Here is a 21,960-nt window from a genome sequence, read left to right as displayed (position 1 = left end):
GTCTGTATTAAAGATTAACTTGTACACCCAATGTCACAGCTTTTGTGATGGGATAGTTCTGTCCTGTTGAGCTTGCCATTTCTGGATCCCAAGTCTTGAACTTTGAGAAGGTGAGCAGGTTGGTGGCCTGCAGGAAGAAACGAACCTGGTTCAGGTGAGCTTTGTTGACCAGTGTCTTTGGCAGTGTGTAGCCAAGGTCAACGTTCTTCAGACGCAGGTAGCGACCGTCGCGCAGCCAGAAGCTAGAAGCACGGTTGTTGTTATTGTTATTACCATAGGTCAGACGGGGATAGTCTGCATTAGGATCCTCGTTGGCTGGGATACCCAGCTGTGCAGCAGTCTGTGCATCTACATAGCGGTTGTCCAGCATACCCTTGAAAATCTGACCGTAGTTGTTGTTGCTGAATGCATAAACACACATACCGTTAATCAGGAAGGTTGACTTGCCGGCGCCCTGGAAGTGCAGGTTGATGTCGAAGTTCTTGTACATCACAGACAGACCGAGACCGTAGATCAGGTTAGGTGTGCGGGTTGCACCGATGGCTACCACGTCACCGTTGTTGATGACACCGTCACCGTTGACGTCTTTATACTTGATATCACCGGGTTGAACCTGACCGAAATCCTGACGGGGGCTGTTGCGAATATCGTCGTAGTCTTTGAACAGACCTTCTGCAATCAGACCGCGAACCTGGTCAACACGATAGCCACGTGTGTACTGATAGGGATAAACGTTGTTTTCAACGTCGTGGTCGAGGATGGTGTTCTTACTATAGGTGATGTTACCACGTGCAGTCAGACGAACCTCGCCAAAGGTCTCCTCGTACTTGAAGTTACCATCGAAACCTTCAGACTTCACAGCACCAACGTTGGCACGTGGTGAACTCTCAAGACCTGTGCTCCAAGGCAGGTAGTTACGTGCCATGTAGATGCCGGTACGCTTCTCGTGGAAGTAGTCGACGGTCAGAGAGAAACGGTTGTTCCATACCACGATGTCAAGACCGAGGTCGTTCTTCTTAGCAACTTCCCATGTGACGTTGGGAGAGGCTACCTGTGTGTAGTGAATACCATTGACATGGCCGTTGCCCCAGTTCCAACCAGCGTCGGTGTTGCCCAGAGTATAGAGGTAGGGGAAACGCTCGTTGCCCAGGTTGTCGTTACCGACCTTACCATGAGAGAAACGAATCTTCAACATGTTAATCCAAGGACAGGTTCTCTGTACAAGTTTCTCTTCTCCGATGTTCCATGCCAATGACCAGGCGGGGAAGAAACCGAAGCGGTGATTGTCGGCGAAGTTCTCGGAACCGTTGTAACCGAAGTTGAAGTCGGCAAAGTAGCGGTTGTTGTAGTTATAGGTCACCTGACCAGCCAAAGCCATGTTCTTTTTGGCAATACTGTTCTTGATGTCGTCACCGATATTCTGAGTCTGGATGTAAGAGTCCTGCGTGTATTTCAGGTTAGCACCTACGTTGTGTACCTTCGCAAACTTACGGTCCCAGTGCAACAGCAGGTCGATGAACTCACGACGAGAACCGTCGCTGCCTGAGCTCTGCTTCATATCGCTCTGATCGAATACACGGTCGTAGGTGATCTCGCCAGTCTGTGTGTTACGTGGGAATGCCGAGTAGAGGGCAGGAGCCTGCTGGTGACTGATCCAGTTGCTGTTGTAGGTATCGAAACCGAAACGTCCAGTGAACTTCAGACCAGGAGTGATGAACTTCAGATCCTGTTCCAGGGTGACGTTGCTCTGCAAGTTGTTGCTCCAGTTCTCATTGTAACCAGACTGTGTAGCAGATACCCAAGGGTTGATCATGGCTGAGTTGCCACGACCAATGTTGATCATAGGCATGTAGCCGTTGCTATATACAATAGGAGAGAGAAGGGGGTTGTAACCGAACAACTGTCCCCAGATATCGTCATCGTTTACCCATACGTCCATCTGGTTCTGGCTGTCTTCGATATCTTCTTTCGAACGTGTTCTCAGCATACCTGGGCTGTTACGCTTTGACAGGTCGCCAGAGATACCCAGCTTCAGCAAGGTCGTTGGGGTGATGTCGATATCCACATTCAAACGATAGTTCCAACGCTTGTAGTTGGCATTGGTGTCGTACTTGTCCTTCAGGGTCTTGTCGGTCTTGTACATACCCTCATCGTTAACGAAAGATACAGAAGCATAGTAACGAGAAGTGTTACCACCACCACTCAGGTTGACATTGGCGCGATTGCTCCAAGCGCCATCCTTCAGCAGCAGATCCATCCAGTCTACATTAGGATAGAGGTCGGGGTCGATGCCTGTGCGGATGATGTCGATTTCCTCAGGCTGATAGTAGCGGGGCTGGTTGCGGGTCAGACGAGCCTCGTTTACCAGGTTGGCATAGGTGATACCGTCAACAAACTCAGGTGTCTTGGTACGTGTGTTGTAAGATGTCTCCACCTTACCGTTCACCTGAATCTTACCTGCCTTACCGTGCTTGGTGGTGATCAGAATAACACCGTTAGCACCTTTTGAACCGTAGATGGCTGTAGCAGAAGCATCTTTCAATACAGAGAAAGACTCAATATCCTCGATGTTCAAGTCGTTGATGTTGTCGCGCTCGAAACCATCTACCAGGATATAGGCCTTGGCACCTGCACCGAAGGTAGAGATACCACGAATCCAGAACTCAGAAGTGTTACGTCCAGGCTGACCAGAGGTCTGCATGGCAATGATACCTGGCACGTTACCTGCCAGCGTGTTAGAGAGGTTTGATGAGCTGAAGTGCTTCAGATCATCCATGTTCACATTGGTCACAGCACCTGTTACGGTCAGTTTCTTCTGCGTACCCATACCGGTGACAACGACTTCGTCAACGGCATTGATGCGCTCTTCTACCATCTTCACGTTGATGGTCTTAGTGTCGCCCTTGACCATCACTTCCTTGGTACCGAAACCAATGTATGAGAATACCAGCGTCTGGTACTCCTTTACTTTTATTTTATAGAAACCGTCAATGTCTGTGATGACACCGAGGCCTTTTACATCTTTTACCACTACGTTGGCACCAATCAGTGGCTCACCATCTCCGTCAACCACATGACCAGAAACTTCGATATCCTTTTGTGCCAGAGCACTCATGGAAGTGCAGAGTGATATCAATAGTAATGCAATGTATTTTCTCATAATTGTTAGGTCTACTTATTATTGGTTATCACTATTCTTCGCCTTCCATGGAAATCATGCGGACCTTATGGCCCACGGTGTCCAAAATATAGAAGGTGTTGGTCTCTTCGTTGTAGGCAATACCTGTTGGGTCACGGAAACGAGCAACCTCGCGCAGGTCACCATCCTCGGTACCCCACATGTTGTTGTCGGTGATAGAAGAAGTACCACGACCGGCAAAGGTACGTACCAGACCTTCTGGTGTCAGATAGCGTACGCAGTGGTTCTGGTTGTCGCAGAAGTAGAAGTCGTAAACATCATTGCGACCTTCCTTTACGTACTCGGGATTCTTCACGAAGCAACCCTGGTAGGGGCGGTGCATACGAGCATTGGCACCTACACCTTCAACCCAGTCAGCACCGTTCATGTCGCCAGCGAATACATAGGGAGCAGAGAAACATTTTGTTTCTTCGTTGTAGTCAGAACGCAGAATGTAGTGGTGGTTGATGACTACGATATAAGCATATTTACCTGAGGGGTGAATGTCAATCTGGAATTCCCAGCCATTGTCCTGAATGCTGAAAATCTTCTCGAAAGCGCCGTCTGCCAAAGAGGGCTTCCAGGGATCGCCTTCATAGCCAGGCTTCTGGGTCTCGAAATAACGGTTCATGTCCAGGCGGAAAACCTGACCACTCTCATAACTGTTGAAGTAGAGCTCGCCATTGCGGGGGTGGATGGAAGCACCGTTACACTGCTTGTAGGCAGCCAGCACCTGACGGGGTGAACTGTTGTTGAACGAACCATCGTAGTTGCGAGTCACAATCCATACGCTGGTTGACTGCTGACCATTGTCGGCGCGGTCGGTAGATACAATCATGTACTTGGCCTTCTCGCCTGTGTTGGGGTCGTCGGCAAAGTCGATGGTGCGCAGACGCTGGTCTTGGAAACAAGCGGCCTTTGACATCACCAGCTGCACGGTCTTCTTGTTCATGTCCAGCATCTGGATGCCAGGACCACCGTTGTCGTAAACAATGTAGAGACGCTCAGGATAGAGGGGGTCCCACTTCATGAACGCATCATCGCGGAAACCAGTAGCCTCTGAGAAGGGAACTTCGATGCCTACAGAACCAGGGTTCCAGGGATCGTCGCCCGACTCGTTGCGAGAACCGGTCAGTGTGCTCAGCACCATCTTGCGCTCGTAGTTGAACTTCTCCGATGCTACAGCGCTCTGGTAGCCGGTTTCATCGTTACCGATGGTCACGTTGATGTCGCCACCATACGCGCCCGTGGGTACAAAACAGTAAATCACTGTAGGTTTTACATTGACAACCACCGCTTTCTTACCACCAATGGTTACTTTCACCAGGGCCGTGTCAACGCCGAAGTTCTCACCAAAGATGAGCATCTTCTGGCTTACACCGCCTTCTTTAGGTGTAAAGTCGGTAATGGTTACAGCCTTTGAACTGTCGAAGGGAGTGCTGACATCCTCATCGTCATCGTTGCATGATACCATGCAAGCGGAAAGGCACAAAAGGAGCATGCCTAATAGGCATTTGCTCCTTGAGTTTAAAATAGTTTTAATCATATTTATTGTTATTTTAGGTTATTGTTCTTGCAACTTGTCGGCCAGAACTTTCATCCAGTAGCCACCAATCACTGAACGAGCTTTGAATCCGGTCATTATACCAGTCTTCGTGTCGTGCCAGTCGCTGATGGGTACGCGGCTTTCTGTTTCGTTGATATATTTGTAGAGAGGATCCACAAACTTCAGGAAGGTCTTCTTGTCCTTGGCCATAGCGGCAGTCCACATAATCCAGTCGCTCTTGGTGTAGTCACGACGTACATCCAGGGGAAGTCCGTATTTGTTCTGCTTGGTGAGGTAGTACTTCATGTCGCGCTCCATAGCTCCGTTGGGGAAGAGGTTCAGGTTCCACAGTTTGTCCCATACCATGTTGTACTTCTGGCTCCAGGTGTCCTTGCGGTCGAAGGCCAGACGGTAGTGGTCGTCCTCGCGAGCATCGCGCTCCCAGATGGTAGCCATCTCCTTGGCACGAGCCATGTACTTGTCAGCAACATCGTTCAGACCCTTCAGGCGAGCCATTTCAGCATATGCAGCTACACCCATGATAGCCTTAACAGAGAGGTTAGCGTTGTGAGCCCAGTGACCAGCGAAGTCGTCGGTGCAGAGCTGGTTAGAAGGATCCTGACCGTTCTCAGAGAGGTAGTCAGCCCAAGTGGTGATGATGTCCCAGTACTTGTTTACGTAACTGGTGTTGCCATCCAGTTTGCAGATCATAGCAGCCAGTGTCAGCATGTTGCCGGCCTCCTCCAGAGGCATGTCGCCACCATATACCTGCTTGTTGGCCTTAGGATACTGACCCAGGTCGTGAGCAGCGAAAGGCTTGGTCCAGCGACCAGTGTAGCTATATTCGAAGATACTGGTCATCATACCCTTCTGCAGTTCGGGGTTGTAGCAGAGGAACAGAGGAGCCTCGGGGTAGGTGAGGTCCACGGTGTTGACACAACCGTTAGAGTTGTTCTCCTTAGAGAAGAAGAGCAGGTTGCCCTCGTCGTCGCGGAACAGCTTGTGAGCGGCAATCACGTGACGGTAAGAACCAGAGAGGATTTCAGCATACTGCTTGTTACCAGCCTTCATACCGTCGTCGTAGATTTGCTTGTCCAGCTGACGGCAGCGCTTCATGATACCGCTGTATTCGCGGTTCAGGCGATCGATCATGTCGAAGATTGTCACGCTACCCTCGTGAGCCCAGTAGCCCTTGTAGCGCTTGTAGAAGTATTCGATGTCCCAAATCTCGTCGTAACCCATGATAGCATAGCTAGAAGCCTGCTTGGTGGTGCCGAAGTTGTGGCAGTAAGCCAGTGAGGGCATCTTGTTCTCGTTCTGTGCAGTTACGTTCTGCTGGCTTGCGGGCATGTTACCTTTCTTCACGAAGCTGCTCTTCAGAGCATTCTCGCTGGCGATGGCTACATCACCATTGATAGCGGGCAGGTAGAAGTAACCCCAGTCGATGCAGATACCGTCGCCGGTCTTAGCCAGGATGGGCTGCTCGATGGTACCGGTGCAAGCATACTTGGTGCCTTTCTTCTCGATGATAGAAGAGATGGTGGGCTGGTCGCCCTTGTTCACTGCCATCAGAGGAGAAGCGGTGAGCATCAGCTGTACGTTGTGAGCCTGACCGTCGGTAGAACGAACCTGATATGAGATGTAGTTGGCGGGAGCCGACAGCAAATCATAGTCGTCGATCAGCATAGGTGCGGTGAACACCAGGTCGAGTTCCACGGGACCGCAGGTGAAGGTATAATATGAAGAGGTAGCCAGTACGTCAACAGACTTCTGAGTAGCCTGCTTGATGCCGTAGGCGTCAGCCTTCTTAATCTTGAAGATACCGAAGTCGGTGTAGGCACCGCCAGTGGTGTTGTGACAGTGAGCAGCGATGATGTTCTTGCCGGGCTTCAGCAGCTTCTTCAGCTTGCTGTCCAGCTTCAGGGTGACACCCTCGCGCCAGATCTCACCAGTGCTGGCAACCTTTGTGCCGTTGATGTAGATCTCGAAAACGTCGTCGTGAGAGTAGATCAGCGCCAGGTCCTCGTTCAGGTCCTTGGCGTCGATGTTGATGGTGCGACGCACGTAGAGGTCGCTATTCTCGTTGCTCCAACGTGTGCGAACGTTGCTGAGGTCTTCTGAACCGAAAGCGGCCTTACCCTCTGCCCATTTGCTGTCGTTGAAGTTGTTCTCCTGCCATCCTTCGGCCTGCTTCTCGCGTGAGTAGCGAGCTGTCCATGCCTCTTCGTTGGCCATGGGGATAATGGTTTCGTAGCGATCACGGTCTGCACCCATGAAGCAGTATGTCTGACCATCCACGCGGAGGAAACCCTGCATGGGCTTCTCGTCGTTGGTCCAGTGACGGGTTGTTCCTTCGTTCAGCTCGTTGTAGGGTGACCATACTGAGAAGTAGGGGTCAGACACAATAAGGGGAACAGAAGGCAGACGGAGGTCTGTCGGTTGATAGGGCTTGAATGTGTCCTGGCTCTGCGCTTTTGTCGCCAGCGCGCCGAGGATCATCGCGCCAAAAAGAAATGCTTTTTTCATACGTTTTTTATACTATAATAAGTTTTAAGTTATTAACAACTTTGCTAGGTTTATCCTTAAACAATCTTTTCCTTAAAGAGACCAACGCCTTTTGAATCTCGAAAAACTAAAACTACTAACTACAAATAATTACTAACTATTTTTTATCTTGAATCGTAGCATCACTGCTATTCGTTCGTTTTCACGATGCAAAGTAAGCTATATTTTCCAAAATTTATGGATAATAGCTATTCAAAACACGAAAAAAATCGTTCACCATTGCCCTAAAATGCTAAATATCAAGAGTTCTGACTAGATTTTTTTGTTTGTTTGAAATTCTTGTTGTATCTTTGCCGAGCAATAAAAACGGATTATAACGCATGAAAGCTATATACTCTCTGATTGGTGTCCTGTGTTTACTAGGCACCTTGATTGGATGTAAGCAGTCAGAGAACCTTGACAATGGAAGTTCCAAGTTGGTCTTCTCTGCCGGCTACTATCCTCAGGTCGCCGTTGCGGATCATCATTATTATTATACCATGCAGATTCCTTCTGCAGACAGTATCATCCTGTGGAAGTCTGACAGTCCCGAGACGCTGGCCCAGGGTGAGCGTCAGTGTGTGTGGCATGCCGACTCGATGCAGCACATCTGGTCGCCCGAGATACACCATATTAATAATAAATGGTATATATACTTCGAGGCCGACGGCGGTAACACCGACTATCACCAGCTCTATGTGCTGGAAAACAGTGCTGCCGACCCCATGAAGGGCAAGTTCGAACTGAAGGGTGCCATCGTGACCAACGAAGAGTGGAACTTCGGCTTGCACCCCACCTCGGTGATGGTGCGCGGCCAGCAGTATCTGCTGTGGTCGGGCTGGCCCCACCGCCGCAAGGAGACCGAGACCCAGTGCATCTACATGGCACGCATGGAGAACCCCTGGACGCTGAGCTCAGAGCGTGTGATGCTTTCTGAACCCGAGTATGAGTGGGAGCGCCAGTGGATCAATCCCGATGGCCTGCGGTCCAACTATCCCATCTATGTGAACGAGAATCCCGAAGCCTTTGTAACCCCCGATGGCCGCTATATCTGCGTGTGCTATTCGGCCAGCGGCATCTGGACGGTCTATCACTCGCTGGGCATGCTTTATGCCCGCACCGATGCCGATCTGCTCGACCCTGCTTCGTGGACCAAGATGGAGGAACCTCTGTTTTGTTCGCAGAAGGACACCTGTCTTTATTGGCAGTCCTCTGATATCTGTGTGTTCCCCTCAGACGATGGAAAGACCAACTACATGCTTTATGAGAGCCGTTGGTGTGACTCCAACCGTCATGACCATCGTGACGTACGTCTGAAGACCCTGATGTTCAATGAAGAAGGACTGCCCGAGTTCGGACAGCCCTAATTCTGCGGACATTTTTTCTTTTTCCTTATTCCTTTGCTGTCACCGTGTTGCGAATCTCGCTGATCACAACACCCGGATCCATCATGCTGACGCGCAGTTTGATGGTCTTTGCTTCCTTGCTATCAAGTGTTACCGTGGCATCGTTGTAGCCCTGGGCTACGGTGGTGTGCCACTTGTCTTTCATCGCGATGGTCTTCAGCGACTGGATGTTGGTCATGGCCCCGTCGGTAGATAGGGCTATGCGCAGGTCGTAGTCGGTGTTGATGGGGAAGTTAGACAGACAGCGCACCTCGATGGTGTTGCGTCCTGCCTTCACCGGTATCTCATAGTCGGCATAGGGCGCCTGCGCCACCTCTGTGTCCTTATAGGCCTTCATGTCGAGGGGCCACACGGTGATGCTGGCCTCGTTGATGCCCACACCTTCCAGTGTCTTCACCGCGGGACTTGCCGCAATGTAGCGGGTGGCAGGGATAATCACTACCTCGTCTTTTGTCAGCGTGCCTTTGTTCTTGCTGATATTCTCTGCCGTAGCCGTAGCAGGCATGTCAAACTGCTTCTGGTTGCGTGGCTTGCAGTTCATCATGCCTTTCCATTTGCCGCCGGCGATGTCGTTGTTGTACTTGTCGGTCAGCGCCAGGATGGTGTTGTAGGCACGATGCGCCTCGTCTGCATATTTCAGTGCCAGTTCCTTCTGTCCCAGCTTGGCCATTTGCAGGCTTTGTGCGGCACGGAAAGTCTTGACGTTCATCTGCCAGGCGCCCTTCACCGGATATTCGATGAGCTGATAGAAGGCATCCTGCAGCTCGGCGGGAATCTGTGGCTTCAGGTTGTCCACCTGCTGAGCTAGCATCGCATAACTGCTGATGCGGCGCTCCATGTCGTCGTCCGAGTACTTGATCATGTGCACATGTTCGGGCTTACCGCCTGCTGCCAGATGGTAGTAGGCCTTTTTGATGGCAGCAATCTGGTCGGCATAGGCAGCGCCAAAGGTGCGCTCGGCCCAGGCGCGATTATAGCCGATGGCCTTCTCGGGTGTCCATTGGTCGATGTCCCAAGCCAGGTCCATGCAGAACTCCAGTTCCATCTCGGCAGGCTTGATGTCGCCCACGTTGATCACCCACAGTGTGCGGATGCCCTGGTCGTAGGCGCGCGACAGCTCATAGCTCATCAGCGAGGGCGAGTGGGAGGCAATCCACAGATAGTCGGCAGGTGTGCCCCAGTAGGATACGTGGTAGTACACGCCATTACCGCCCGAGCGGGCCTGTTCGGCAGGTTTGGGCAACTGGCGGATGTAGCCGTGGTTGTCGTCCACCCAACAGAGGGTCACATCCTCAGGCACCTGCAAACCGGCGTTGTAGGCGTCGAGCACCTCCTTATAAGGAATAAAGAGCTGTGGCACCTTGGTCACATCGTCGAAGTATTTTGCCAGCAGGTCGCGCTGATAACCGATGATGTCGGTGAGTCCGCGCACCTTGTCCTCTGTAGAGGGATAGCCCGAGATGCCCCAGTCGTGCACACCGCGCATGCCCAGGGTGTACATGCCATCATAGTCGGCACTCTCGGCCACGCGCTCCTCCCAATACTGCTGTATCTTCTTGGTGTTTGTTACGTAGTTCCAGTCCTCGTTGTTGCCGTTCCAGGGGGCATGGCGCCACTCCCACTCATTGTCGCGCAACATCTGTTCGCAGTGGCTGGAGCCAAGCATGATGTCGTACTTGCGCGCCACGGGCAGGTTGTCCTTGTTGGCCCAGAAGGCTTCCGAACACAGGTGCATGGCGGGCCACAGCGTGTTGGCACGCAGGCGCAACAGCAGTTCCATGACGCGGGCATAGGTGTTAGGACCAATGTTGTTGTACTTCTTGTCGATGCCCTTGGCGGCCCAGGGAAACAGGGCGAAGTCTTCGTCGTTGATGAAGATGCCGCGATACTTCACCGAGGGCTCTTTCGACACCGTCTTCTCGCCGTTGACGTAGAGGGCTGCTTTCTTCGCGGGTGCCACATCGGCCCACCACACATAGGGCGACACGCCCATCTGGCGCGAGAGTTCAAACAGACCGTAGGCGGTGCCACGAGGGGTGGAACCAGCCACCACGAGTGCCTGTGGGTGCTTGGTCATCTGAATGGTGAATACCTCCCACTTGCCACAGATGTCGCTCACGTCGATCTTGCCTTCGCTCACCAGTTGGTCGATGAAGGCCGACTGGCCCACCGTGCCGGCAATGATAGGCAGGGCAGCCTGCGTCAGGGTGTTGGTCACATCGGGGCGCTTGCCGCTGACCAACTCCATGTCGTTGGCCAGACAGTGGGCTACGGTCTTGACGACCTCGGCATCGTTGTCGGCCACGGCAATGCTGGTCTTGAACATGTCGTTGACCAGTGTCATGCTTCCGGCCGAGGGTTGTTCGCAGATGCTGATGCTTTGTTGGGCACTCATAGACATGGGTGCCAGCGTCAGCAGTGCAAAAAGAATAGTTTTTGTTCTCATTTGTTAGGTTTTTATGTCATATTGTGTTTTATCTCTTAAACACCTTCTTCGTGCTACCGTCCTGTTGCTTCTTGATGTTCAGTCCCTTTTGCATGTGTTTCAGGGGCTGTCCGGCAGCATTATACAGCTGTTCGGACTGGTTCGTGTCTGGCTGCAGCACATCGTCGATGCTGTTGGCAGTGCCAGTCAGCGCCAATGCCATGCGTGCCGTGTTCTCCATGAGCGACACGCCGCTGGCCATAGCACCCATCGAGGGTGTCGTCTCTTCATTGAATGCCTCGCCCCAGTAGTAGCTACAGAAAGTCTTGGGGTAGGCCTCGAGGTTGAGGTTGCTCCACAGCGCGTTGGCATTCTTCTGCAGGAAGTTGACAATGGGTCTCTTGTAGGTGGCGCTCATCTTGTCGTCGAGCACGAAGTTCACCAGATATGGTATCAGCACCGCTTTAAAAATGCTTTGGTCCAAGCTGTTGCCCTCGTCGCGCAGCAGTCCCTGGTAGGTGCAACGACCGTTGTTGATGGCATAGTAAAGCACCTTTGAGGCCATATTCTTATATTCCGTCTGACCCGTGAGGTGATAGAGGTAGCGCGCAGCTTCTCCGAAAGTACCCTGAGTGTAGGTGAGAGGCGGCTCCTCCACGCGTCCGTCGTTGTTCAGGTGCTGTCTCATCTCGTTGGCCTGATAGGCATAGATGTTTTTGGCAGCCTCCAGATAGGTACTCTCGTTATAGCGCTCGTAGAGCTTGGATGCCACCAAACTGCCGGGCGCATTGGTGCAGGCGTTGGGGCCGGAGCCGTCGTCCTTCCAGGGCAAACTGAAGTAGCCGTCGTTCCACGAACCGCGTGGCAGGATATAGTTGTCGAAAATGGTGCGGGCGGTGTCGGCATAGGTGTCGTCTTCAAGTGCTTCGCTGATGTGAATCAGTGTCAGGCAGATCCAGCACATATCGTCGGTAAACGTGTTGTAGAAGCCCGTGGCGTCACCTTGCTTGAAGTACCAGTTGTTGGCATGGTTTTGATACCAGCGTTGCATGGTCTGCTTGTAGAACCTGGCCCTGGTGACATCGGTGTCCTTGATGCGCTGGTAGGCGTAGATGATGGGATCCAAAGCATGAGCCTGCTGCCAGTAGAGAGTTGCAGATTCGTTTCTGGCATTGGGGTTGCTGGTCGGAATCGCATAGAAGATACCGGAAGCCCTATTCAGAAATTGTCCTGTAAACGTGTTGAGCAGAGAGTCCGAACGTCCGGAGTAGTCTCGCTCAATCAGTTTTGCCAGTGTGTTTGTTTGCGCGTTTAGTGAAACTAATGCTGTCGAAAGAAATGCAATAGCTAAAAAAGCTTTTTTCATTATAAATATTTGGTTTTATTATAGTCATTATTACATTACAGGTACCACTGTATCTGAGTGCAAAGATACAAAGATAAAATCAATTATAGCCATAATTTCCTGATTTTTAGCTTTCGTCAATGGATTTATAAATACTATCTATTATCATCCCACTAATAATTCATGCAAAAACGAAGCCCGTATGCCTATCAAAAACATATGGGCTTCGCTGATTTGTTGTTTTAGCTGATTTCGTCAGCTAGATTGAGGTTCTTTTCTTTATTTAATCATCACTTTCTTATGATTGATGATGTTAATGCCCTTATTTGGCTGCGACAGATGTTGTCCTGTCAGAGAATAGATTTTGTTTTCTTGTTTAGTGGTTGTAAGTGTGTGGTTGAGGTTGTCTGTTCCCGTCAGATGGTGAATACGAAAGAAGTCCACCTTGAACCAACCTGCATTATCGCTGGTCGAACGTTCGCCGTTGTTTCGCTTGTTGCCTGTTTTAATGCCAATGGTCAGGTCTTCTCCAGCTTTGACGTTGACCTTCACCTCCATGTCGCGCAGAACAACATTCGATGAACTGCCACCTGCATAGCCGGCGTAAGTGTTGATTTCTCCTTCTGTGAGTAGGTTGGTGTAGTCTGCCGCAGTGCCGTAGTATTGAACGTTCTGGTTGGCGAAGAGACGGCAGTTGGTTTTCTTGTTCGATTCTACCCATAGCTTGCATGCAACAAGATATTCACCGGGTTCCAACTTCGATGCAGGAATGGTCTGATAGAGCCAGAACTCGTCGGGCATGGGCACAGAGTTAATCCAGCATACGTTGTTGCCGTGCAGGTTGGTGGCATCTTGGTTCACACCATAGGAATCAAGTCCGTTTGCTCCTTTTTTCAATTCACCTTTCGACAACCAGTTGCAGGGAATGCCTCGGCCGATATTGCCTTTGGCATTCAGCTGGCAGTTGCTATTGTATTCAAAGTCGTAGTTTTCAATGAGTTGTTCGGTGAGCGTCAGGTCTTCAGCCTCGGCCATGCGACCACGAATGGCTTCTATGCGAGCATCCATCTCAAACTTGTCATCGGTGTCGTACCAGTTGCTGAACACACCGTGTTGTGATGCTATCAGTGCGGCTTTCGCTGCTTTCATCGCTTCATATGAGGTGGCCAGATGGCTATAGCGATCCTCTTTGTTCTTATAAGCATAGACGAAATGATATACGGCTGTGCTTAGGTTCTTCATATAGTGAGCATAGGCCGAGAGATGATCGTAAAAGAATGTCTGGCAGTTGGCAGGCAACTCACTCTGTATGGCCTCACAGCGGCGTGCCACCTCGGCAAAGGCTTCCATCTCGCGACTCATGCCAGCCAAGACGCTGTCCACAGGGTTGCGTCCTTCGATGCGGAATGTGCGTCCTGCCACACTCTCGTATCCAATCTCTGTAAATGGGTTCGACTTAAATGTGTTCCATGTGTTGTTGATCTGCTTGATAACCTGTGAGTGGCGCAAGTCCTGAAACACATACTGACGGTCGAACCCCCCAGGGAAGTCGCTCTTCTTGGGGTTCCAGTAAGCATAGTAATAGTCGTGGTAGAGTTGTGCTATTTCATCGGCATGTTCTTCTCCAAAGTATTGCGCACAGAACTGACGCATGAAGTCATTTGTGTTGTAGTCATTGGAGTTCCACATCATGGCTGCATTGGCACTCATCTCCATCAAGAATTCACGAACGTTGCCTGCATTGACTACACTGAAAGTCAGTGGACCCTTGCTTTGTACGTAGCGATAGTTGTCTTCCATCTTCCAAGGTCCTTCGGCAGGAGCCAAGTGGGCACCGGTGGAGTAGAACTGCAGGTTCATGTAGTAGCCCAGTTTCACGTTGTTCACGTTGGTCCAGTTCACCAGGTCATCATAGGGATAGTGGTCACGTCGGCCTGCAACAAACGTCCACAACATGTTGGTGGCTGTGGGCGGTTGCAGATGACCGGCAGCTAGCAGCGACGATATCTCGTCATAGAACGTCATGCGTACAAAGGGGTTCGCCTCGCCAGTTGCCTGACAAATCATGTCGTATTGTTCTTTCACCATTCGATTGATGACAGCACCGCGCTCAGCGTCTGAAGAGGGCGCATCAGTAAAGACAGACCAGAAAGGCTGGTCGGTCTTTCCTCGGAAGGCCACCTGCCAAAGGTTCTCTACACCGCTGTTCATCACCGAGTTGATGTTGTACTGCCAGAACTCACGCAACGATGCCATGTCGTTGACAGAAAGAGCAGGAGGCGTTGTCTTCCTGACCTGTTGCCAGTAGGCATCCCAGTTGGCAAAACTATTGTTTAGCGCTACCATGTGGTGTGACGTTAGCACCAGTCCGTATTTCTTGTAGAGCATGGCCTCGCTATTCAGCGTGCCATTGGTGGTTACGGTGGCTGTGTATTCCACCGTGTTCAGTTTCAGTCGGAGCATGGTTTCCAGCCAGCGCTCGTTATTGTCTGTGCTCAGTCGGCGCCAGGGCACAAACAAGTCTTCATCGTTAGGAAACCAGGCACGGTAGCGAACCGTAGGTGATGACACATAGTAATCTAAATCATCTGAAACCTCTATTTGAGTTTGTTGCTCAGGTTTCCAGTCGCACCAATACCATAGTGGGGGTACTCCCAGAATCTTCTCACTCAGTGTGTAGATGGCATAAATAGTGCCTCGCATGTCGGCGCCCTGCATCACAATGCGATGGTTGGCTGCATCGGCATAGACGCGGTGCGATTCGTAGCCGTCAGTTTCCTTTGCTTCGGGCAATAGCTGTTCAACACCTTTGGTGCTCATGTTGGCTACTAAGAGTTCTACACCGCTCGTTTGGCCTGCGGTCGATGCAATCTCGGGCCTGAAACCTAACACTTTTTCGAAGTCACGCTGTAAGGCTTCGACAGCTAGTTTGACTTGGCTACATTCCTCTTCAGGAACAATAATGGTGACGTTGCCTTTGGCCAGGGTCAGCCCTTCTATTGCGTTCTTGACAGAGAAGGTGACACGTGGACTTATCTCTGTGTAGCCGTTGTCTGCGAAAAGCACGGCATAGTAGTCGTTGACGTCTTCAATGTTGAATTGTATTGTTCCATTGTTGTTTGCTGTGTACTGCCAGGCATACGATGGCGTGCCAGGACCAGGCTGTTGCCCCTTCAGATAAATGCCAATCCAAGCTTGAGTGCCTACAGGAGCATTTTGATAGTTGATATTAATGGTTGCTCCCGGTTCGTATTTTGGGTTGTCAAGAATCAATTGTGGGGCTGTCGAGCCGCTCACGTCGATAACCTTTGACTCGGAATAATCGCTCCAGTCAAGATTCATAGAACGGTTGCGACATCGCATGAAGAAATGGCCAGAAGGAAGGTCTTTCTTCGCTAATTCAAGAGTGGTGACTGGCTGGCCATTGCGCACATTCTTTGGCATAAAAGTATTGTCTACATCGTAATAGTCTTCGAATAGAAGGGTACGCTGATAAACAATATCGGTAAATTTTGCATCGCGTGCTATCTGGTATTCACTGCTGTGCAGACCTTCAACAGTAGCTTGTTGCTGAATAGTGGCTGGTAGTGTCACTTCAGTTGAAGATAAGTAGAGCGAAGGTGTAGCAGGTTTGTCTGTTTGTGAGAGCTTGCGACTAAAACGATCAATGAGTACATTGTCGAGAGCCAGGCGTGAGTTGCCAATAGAATAGGTCTCTATGGTCACTTCATCGTTTGAAGGGTTGAACTCCATGAGTTGATATGTCCATTGATCAATGGTTTTCTGTACTTCATCACGGTTGCGATTGTCGGGTGTTTTTCCCCACAACTGTTCATAGTCTTGAGCTGATGTACCCACACCGCCACCAGTAATCATATGGTAAACAGGCCATTCTTGCATCTGTCCGCGTGCATAGAGATGATGATGTCCTGCACAGTTCAGTACGTGCTTCTTAGAAGAAGAGAGGATTGGCATGATTTCATTAGTCATCCAAGGATTGGTGTCGCTTGCCCATTGTTCAGCATAGAGGGGGCGATGCTGCACACTGATGATGAAACGCACGCTTGCATCCTTGTCTGCTGCTTCGACGACACGTTTTGCCCATTGCTTCTGTTGTTCAGACACACCATCTGTGTTCAATACAATGAAAAGTACAGGACCTGCCTGATAGGCATAATAAAAGGCTGTATAACTCTTAATGCCCTGATAGTCCATGTTGCCATACGAAGCATAGTGACCATCGTAAAGTTTCAACTCTGGGTCTTTAAACAGTTCGTGATTGCCCACACAGGTCATGATGGGCAATTTTGACATTACCTCACGTGACTTATATAGATGTGTAAACTCATATTGTCTAATGGAGCCAGAGTCAACCTGATCTCCAACGTTCATAATCATGCTTACATTATCTTCGAGGTTCTCTTTACCCCACTTCTGTTGCGCCTTACGTGCCGCCATACGTATCAGCCATTCATAGTCTGAACGCTCGTTGCGCTGATGGTCGCCAATCATTAGAATACGGAAGGGTTTTAGACTCGTAGCTTCAGGCATGGTGCGAAAGTGGTGTATTTCGCTACTTTTCTCACCACAGATAACCTGATAATAATAGACGGTGTTGGGAGATAGGCCCTCTATCTGGGCATTATACCAATAATAGCTGGTAGCAATCTGACGTGCAGAAGAAGAGACTTGCTTGTCAAGATGATTCGCATCTGTTCCATACTTGACAATTGAGTTGTTATTGATAGCCTTCGTCTTCCAACATACCAGGATGCTATGGTCGGTAGCCTGATTCAGATATGGCGCAGTCATCTCTGCCGGTACTTCAATAGGTGTAACCGTAAGACGTATGGCATCGTAAGTCCCGTCTCCATTTTCTGTGTAGTATATGTCTGGCTCACTATAAGCTTTGTTGTTAATGGTGAGACTGGTTCCGTTTTTCGTCTTATACTCGCGAAAGGTTTTAATTTTCCGTATCTCCGTGGGGTTGTCGGCAACTTTTTTTGCTGCCAGTCCACCTCCAAGGATGGGTATGCATAGTGTTAGTATGGCTAAAACAATATTTCTTGTATTCATGTTACTTGAGAAATAAATAATAATAGGTATTTAGACTATAATATCAATTATTTGATTACTTTCTTCCCGTTAACGATGTACATGCCTGAGTGAACGGTATTATTAAGCCGGCGACCTTGCAAATCGAATATCTGTTTGGGTGCTTTGGCTTTGATGCTGTTGATGCCAACAGTGGTTGCATCAATCTCGTCGAGGGTCCAAAACGAACGATGGTTGGTGCCGTTGACGGCAGCAAATGTCTGTACCCAGCATTCAGCCTGATTACTCTCGCCTCTAAGGTTGAGACCGATGGTGCCAGCACTGAAGTCGTAGGGAGCATTACCTGTGTATGCAAAGCCGTAGCGTCCGTCTTCTGCCGATGGTGCTGTGACATGGTATTCGGCCTTTTCCTCACCGAGCACTACTGGTTGCTCTGTTGTGGCAGTATAGCCTTGAATGTATCGGGCCGTGGTAGCATTCTTTACGTAATAACAGTTCTTATTGTCTGTTTTCTCAAAAGTCCAATAGGTATTCTCGTCAACCTCGTCACCGCAAAGCACATAGTCGTTGGGGCCTGTCGTGTCCTTCATATAGGCGGGCGCATTGTTGCTGAAGTTACGGATGGTAAAGTATTTGCCATTCAGCACCCAATCTTCGGATGGCTGAGGATTAATATTACCGTCTTCATACTTCTTTAGGTCGATAGTGCCAGCCATTACCTCGCGTATTTCGTCGGCAGAGAGGATGCCTTTGAAAAAATAGACTTCGTCGAGCTTACCTTGAAAATAATCCTTGTTGGCTTTGTGGCCACCAATACGGAAACCGCCGGTGCAAGCCTCAAACTGAGGAGCAGGTACTGTGCAGTCGCGAACACCATTAATATAATATGTGACGCTGAGGTCAACAGGATTGCAGACCACGGCTACGTGCTGCCATTCTCCAGGCACCAGCGAGCCGTAGTTGGCATGGTTTTGTTGGGCTCCAAGGAAGTTGTTGTAAAAAAAACGCGCATCACCACCGTTGACCGGTGTTTCTGCTCTACTATAGAGGTAGATGCGACCAGTACCTGCATGATCTTTCTGCGCCAGAATTACCTGGTCACGAAAGTAAAAGCCTCCGTCCTGATTGCCTGAACTTGGCGCATCGCTCCGCTCGTTGTACACCCAGGCACAAAATGTGGTCTGGGTGTTTTTTGTTTCAACGATGCCGCTGGTGTTGAAGTCTAGATACTGGGCATTTCCATTAAGCTCAATGCCTTTCCCTTTGACACCTTCCACATAGCTAAAGCCTTCGTTTGATGGGGTCAACTCGTAGTGATGCTTTGAGGCATCATCCGTGTTGTCGTTGAAGTCATAGTAGAAGATGAGCTCCTTGGCTGTGTCCTCGATGTCTTCAGAAATGCTGAGGCCTACACTTTTTGCCCAGTTGTTCCAAAGAGTTTTTAGCTCACGCACTTTCTCAGGATATTCCGCAGCCACATTGTTGGTCTCGGCATAGTCGTTTTTCAAGTTAAACAGCTGCCAACCGGCCCCTTTGAGTGCTGTAAGGCGCCAATCGCCTTTGCGTACGGCCTTTCCGCCTTCGTGTTCCCAGAAGAGCACACGCTCGCCATTCCACACACCCTCGCCCTGAAGCAGAGGCAGTATAGAACGACTCTCCTCACAAAGGGGCTTGATGGCGTTACCATGATAAGTGGTGGGGTAGGTGGCATTTGCCAGTTCTATACACGTTGGCATAATGTCCAGGAAATGGCATGGCTCACGATTGATGGTGCCTTCTTTGGCTTTGCTGATACCAGCAGGCCAGTGGATGATGGCAGGTGTAGCGGTTCCTCCGTGGAATTGGGTTGTCTTCCAATAGCGGAAGGGAGCATTGATTGCGCCTGCCCATCCGTTGTGCAGATAGTTGTAGGTCAGCTGGCTGCCAGGTGTTGGCGAGTTGTGAACCACCTTCTCGCCAGAGCGTGTGCGGTCATGACGGTCGAAGTCGCCAATGGTGTAGTTCTCGCTGGAAGCACCATTGTCTGAACAGAAAATAATCAGCGTGTTGTCGTAGATGTTACGGCGTTTCAGTTCGTTGATGATGCGTCCGATGTTTTGGTCAACACAATCCACCATGGCGGCATGAACCTCCATGTTGGCTGCTTGGAAGGCCTTGTTGCTCTCATTTTCCCAGGCACGTCCGGATGCGTTGCTTGCCTCTGGTGTTTCTTCCGGGTCAACGATGCCCAGCTCTATCATCTTTTTATAACGACGTTGGCGCAGGACATCCCATCCATCGTCATATACGCCTTTATATTTCTCAATGTCCTGTGGTTTTGCCTGTACAGGCCAGTGGGGCTCTTGGAAAGCCACATACATGAAGAATGGCTTACCATCGGCTGTCATTTCGTCCATCATGTCAATGGCTTTGTCGGCCACATAGTCGGCATAGTAGAAATTGCTGGGAATACTATCGGTGAAAAGTGGCTCTTCGTTGTGTACCAGTGAGAATGGGTCAAAGTGGTCTGTGACACCCCAGATTGTACCCCAGTGCTGGTCGAAGCCACGATTGCATGGGTATGTGTCGATAGGTGCAAAAGGGCGATTGTTGAATGTGTTTTGGTGTGACAGCCACGCCATTTGGTCGGTGTTGTTGCCAATACCTTGAGTCAGCGAAAGATGCCACTTTCCGCTCATGCCGGTGTGGTAGCCAGCCTCTCGCAGCACTTCTGGTATAGTCACACAGTCCTTTGTCAGGCTTTGCCCCATCCCTGTGATGCCTACAGTCTGTGCATAGCGGCCAGTCAGCAGTTGGGCGCGTGAAGGACAGCTGCGTCCCGAGTTAAAAAACTGCGTAAAACGGATGCCGTTCTCAGCAAGACTGTTAAGATTTGGTGATTGTACTTCACCGCCAAAGCATTCCAAATCAGAGTAGCCCATGTCATCTACCACGATGAGCATGATGTTGGGTCTCTCAGGTTGTTGTGCTTGGGCTGGTACTAATGCTGGTAATGCGGCTGTTGCCGACATCAGCATTTTCTTAGCGTTTAGTTGTGTCATGATTGTTAGGATAAGTTATTATTAAGAAAGGTTTCTTCTAATGTCTCTTACTTGCTATTGGTGCCAACAAAGTTACAATAAATAAAAAGAAATGGTGTAAGGGCATAAAAGAAAACTATCCGTTCAAGATGATTTTGAACGGATAGTTTTCTGCGATGATTAGATTTTTTTATTTTTTCATTGCTTTCTGGCCCATTCCATGACGTTGGCAGGCGGGCGCTGATTCTGCAGTTCTTGTTTCATGAAATCCATATATGGTTCTACGTGATTAAAGAACTGTTGAAAGGCTTTGCACATATAGTTGAGGCCTGGCTCTCCACTGGTTGTCTTGCAGAAACGGTCTTTCGGACAACCGCCATTGCAGGCAAAAAGCCATTTGCATGACAAACATTGCTGTGGCAATCCGCTGCGCTTAGCTCTTCCAAACTTCATCTGCCGTTCACTATACATCATCTCAGTGATGGTCTGATGGCGTATGTTACCCAACTTGTATTCAGGAAATACAAAATGGTCGCATGAGTAGAGGTCGCCATTGGTTTCGAGCACGGAAGCGTGGCCGCATGTCTCTGCCATAGCACACACACCGGGGGCCTCGCCAACCCAGCGGGCCAGTGTGGAGTCAAAGAGCTGAACGAATACTTTTCCCACATCGTTGCGCACCCACTCGTTGAAGATGGTACAACAGAAGTGGGCATATTGCTCTGGCGTGACAGAGAAGTCGGCCAATTGCGCTTCTTCCTTGTCGGCCACATGAGCAAGGTGTCGTCCGTCTTCATGAGGCAGAATTCTTTCGATGATGGGGGCAAATTGGATGTATTGGCATCCGTTCTCTTTGTAAAAGTGATAGACGTCGAGTGGGTAGTCAGCATTATAGTCGTTGACCACACCCATCGCATTCCATTCCACCCCGTGCTTCTGCAACAGTCGGATGCCGCGCATCACCTTGTAGAACGAGGGCTGTCCGCCGCGTGCCCGGCGATATTCATCATGTAAATCCTGAGGTCCGTCAATAGAAATGCCGATGAGCCAGTTGTTGGCACGGAAGAACTCGCACCACTCGTCGGTAAGCAGCGTGCCGTTGGTTTGTAGACAGTTCTCGATGATACGTCCGCGAGCATACCTTTTCTGGAGTTCCAACACACGCTTATAGAAACTGATGGGGCGCATCAGAGGCTCACCGCCATGCCAAGTGAACAGTACTTGAGGCTGTGTCTGCGACTCTATATATTGGCGGATAAACGTCTCCAATGTGCGGTCGTCCATGTTGAAACGCTCTTTCTGCGGTATGTCAGCATAGAGTTGACTCTTCTCTAAATAGTAACAATACTTACAGGCCAAGTTGCAAAGACTGCCTGCAGGTTTCGCCATTACGTATAATGGCCGAGCAAAGGGTGCGAATGTAGCCATGTGTTGTTTTTGT

9 protein-coding genes are annotated in these 21,960 nt (G+C 50.0%); 1 reads left to right on the top strand and 8 read right to left on the bottom strand.

Going from position 1 to position 21,960, the window contains the following annotated elements; translation table 11 throughout:
• Positions 1 to 7 precede the first annotated feature (7 nt).
• From T433_RS0108115 to T433_RS0108105, 3 genes are all read right to left on the bottom strand, one after another.
• Positions 8 to 3,160, bottom strand: coding sequence for a SusC/RagA family TonB-linked outer membrane protein (locus T433_RS0108115; protein ID WP_027455461.1), 3,153 nt, complete (start codon positions 3,158 to 3,160; stop codon positions 8 to 10).
• 31 nt (positions 3,161 to 3,191) lie between these two features.
• The gene (locus T433_RS0108110; protein WP_248616502.1) at positions 3,192 to 4,652 is read right to left on the bottom strand and encodes an IPT/TIG domain-containing protein; all 1,461 of its coding nucleotides are present in this window, start codon (positions 4,650 to 4,652) and stop codon (positions 3,192 to 3,194) included.
• A gap of 90 nt (positions 4,653 to 4,742) precedes the next feature.
• Positions 4,743 to 7,250: a glutaminase family protein gene (locus T433_RS0108105; RefSeq protein ID WP_027455459.1), complete on the bottom strand. Its 2,508-nt coding sequence runs from the start codon at positions 7,248 to 7,250 to the stop codon at positions 4,743 to 4,745.
• 359 nt (positions 7,251 to 7,609) lie between these two features.
• Here T433_RS0108105 and T433_RS14990 point away from each other — a divergent pair, with 359 nt between their 5' ends.
• Positions 7,610 to 8,635: a glycoside hydrolase family 43 protein gene (locus T433_RS14990; protein ID WP_044109486.1), complete on the top strand. Its 1,026-nt coding sequence runs from the start codon at positions 7,610 to 7,612 to the stop codon at positions 8,633 to 8,635.
• Positions 8,636 to 8,660: 25 nt separating this feature from the next.
• Here T433_RS14990 and T433_RS0108095 read toward each other — a convergent pair whose 3' ends face one another.
• From T433_RS0108095 to T433_RS0108070, 5 genes are all read right to left on the bottom strand, one after another.
• Positions 8,661 to 11,120 carry a glycosyl hydrolase 115 family protein gene (locus T433_RS0108095; RefSeq protein WP_027455458.1) on the bottom strand — a complete coding sequence of 820 codons (2,460 nt, stop codon included), beginning with the start codon at positions 11,118 to 11,120 and terminating at the stop codon, positions 8,661 to 8,663.
• A 28-nt stretch (positions 11,121 to 11,148) separates the two neighbouring features.
• Positions 11,149 to 12,465 (bottom strand): glycoside hydrolase family 76 protein, encoded by a 1,317-nt coding sequence (locus T433_RS14985; protein ID WP_052357044.1) that lies wholly within the window; start codon positions 12,463 to 12,465, stop codon positions 11,149 to 11,151.
• Positions 12,466 to 12,723: 258 nt separating this feature from the next.
• Positions 12,724 to 17,520, bottom strand: coding sequence for a glycosyl hydrolase 115 family protein (locus T433_RS16225; protein WP_081778419.1), 4,797 nt, complete (start codon positions 17,518 to 17,520; stop codon positions 12,724 to 12,726).
• A gap of 47 nt (positions 17,521 to 17,567) precedes the next feature.
• On the bottom strand, positions 17,568 to 20,540 hold the full coding sequence (locus T433_RS15925) for a sulfatase-like hydrolase/transferase (RefSeq protein ID WP_052357043.1): 2,973 nt from the start codon (positions 20,538 to 20,540) through the stop codon (positions 17,568 to 17,570).
• Between the two features lie 177 nt (positions 20,541 to 20,717).
• Positions 20,718 to 21,947 carry an anaerobic sulfatase-maturation protein gene (locus tag T433_RS0108070; RefSeq protein WP_027455457.1) on the bottom strand — a complete coding sequence of 410 codons (1,230 nt, stop codon included), beginning with the start codon at positions 21,945 to 21,947 and terminating at the stop codon, positions 20,718 to 20,720.
• Positions 21,948 to 21,960: the final 13 nt, after the last annotated feature.

Origin of the sequence: Xylanibacter brevis ATCC 19188, assembly GCF_000621725.1 — a bacterium.
GTDB classification, from domain to species: Bacteria; Bacteroidota; Bacteroidia; order Bacteroidales; family Bacteroidaceae; genus Prevotella; species Prevotella brevis.
The sequence above is the reverse complement of the archived record's forward strand: the minus strand, read 5'-3'. Positions and strand labels throughout refer to the sequence as shown.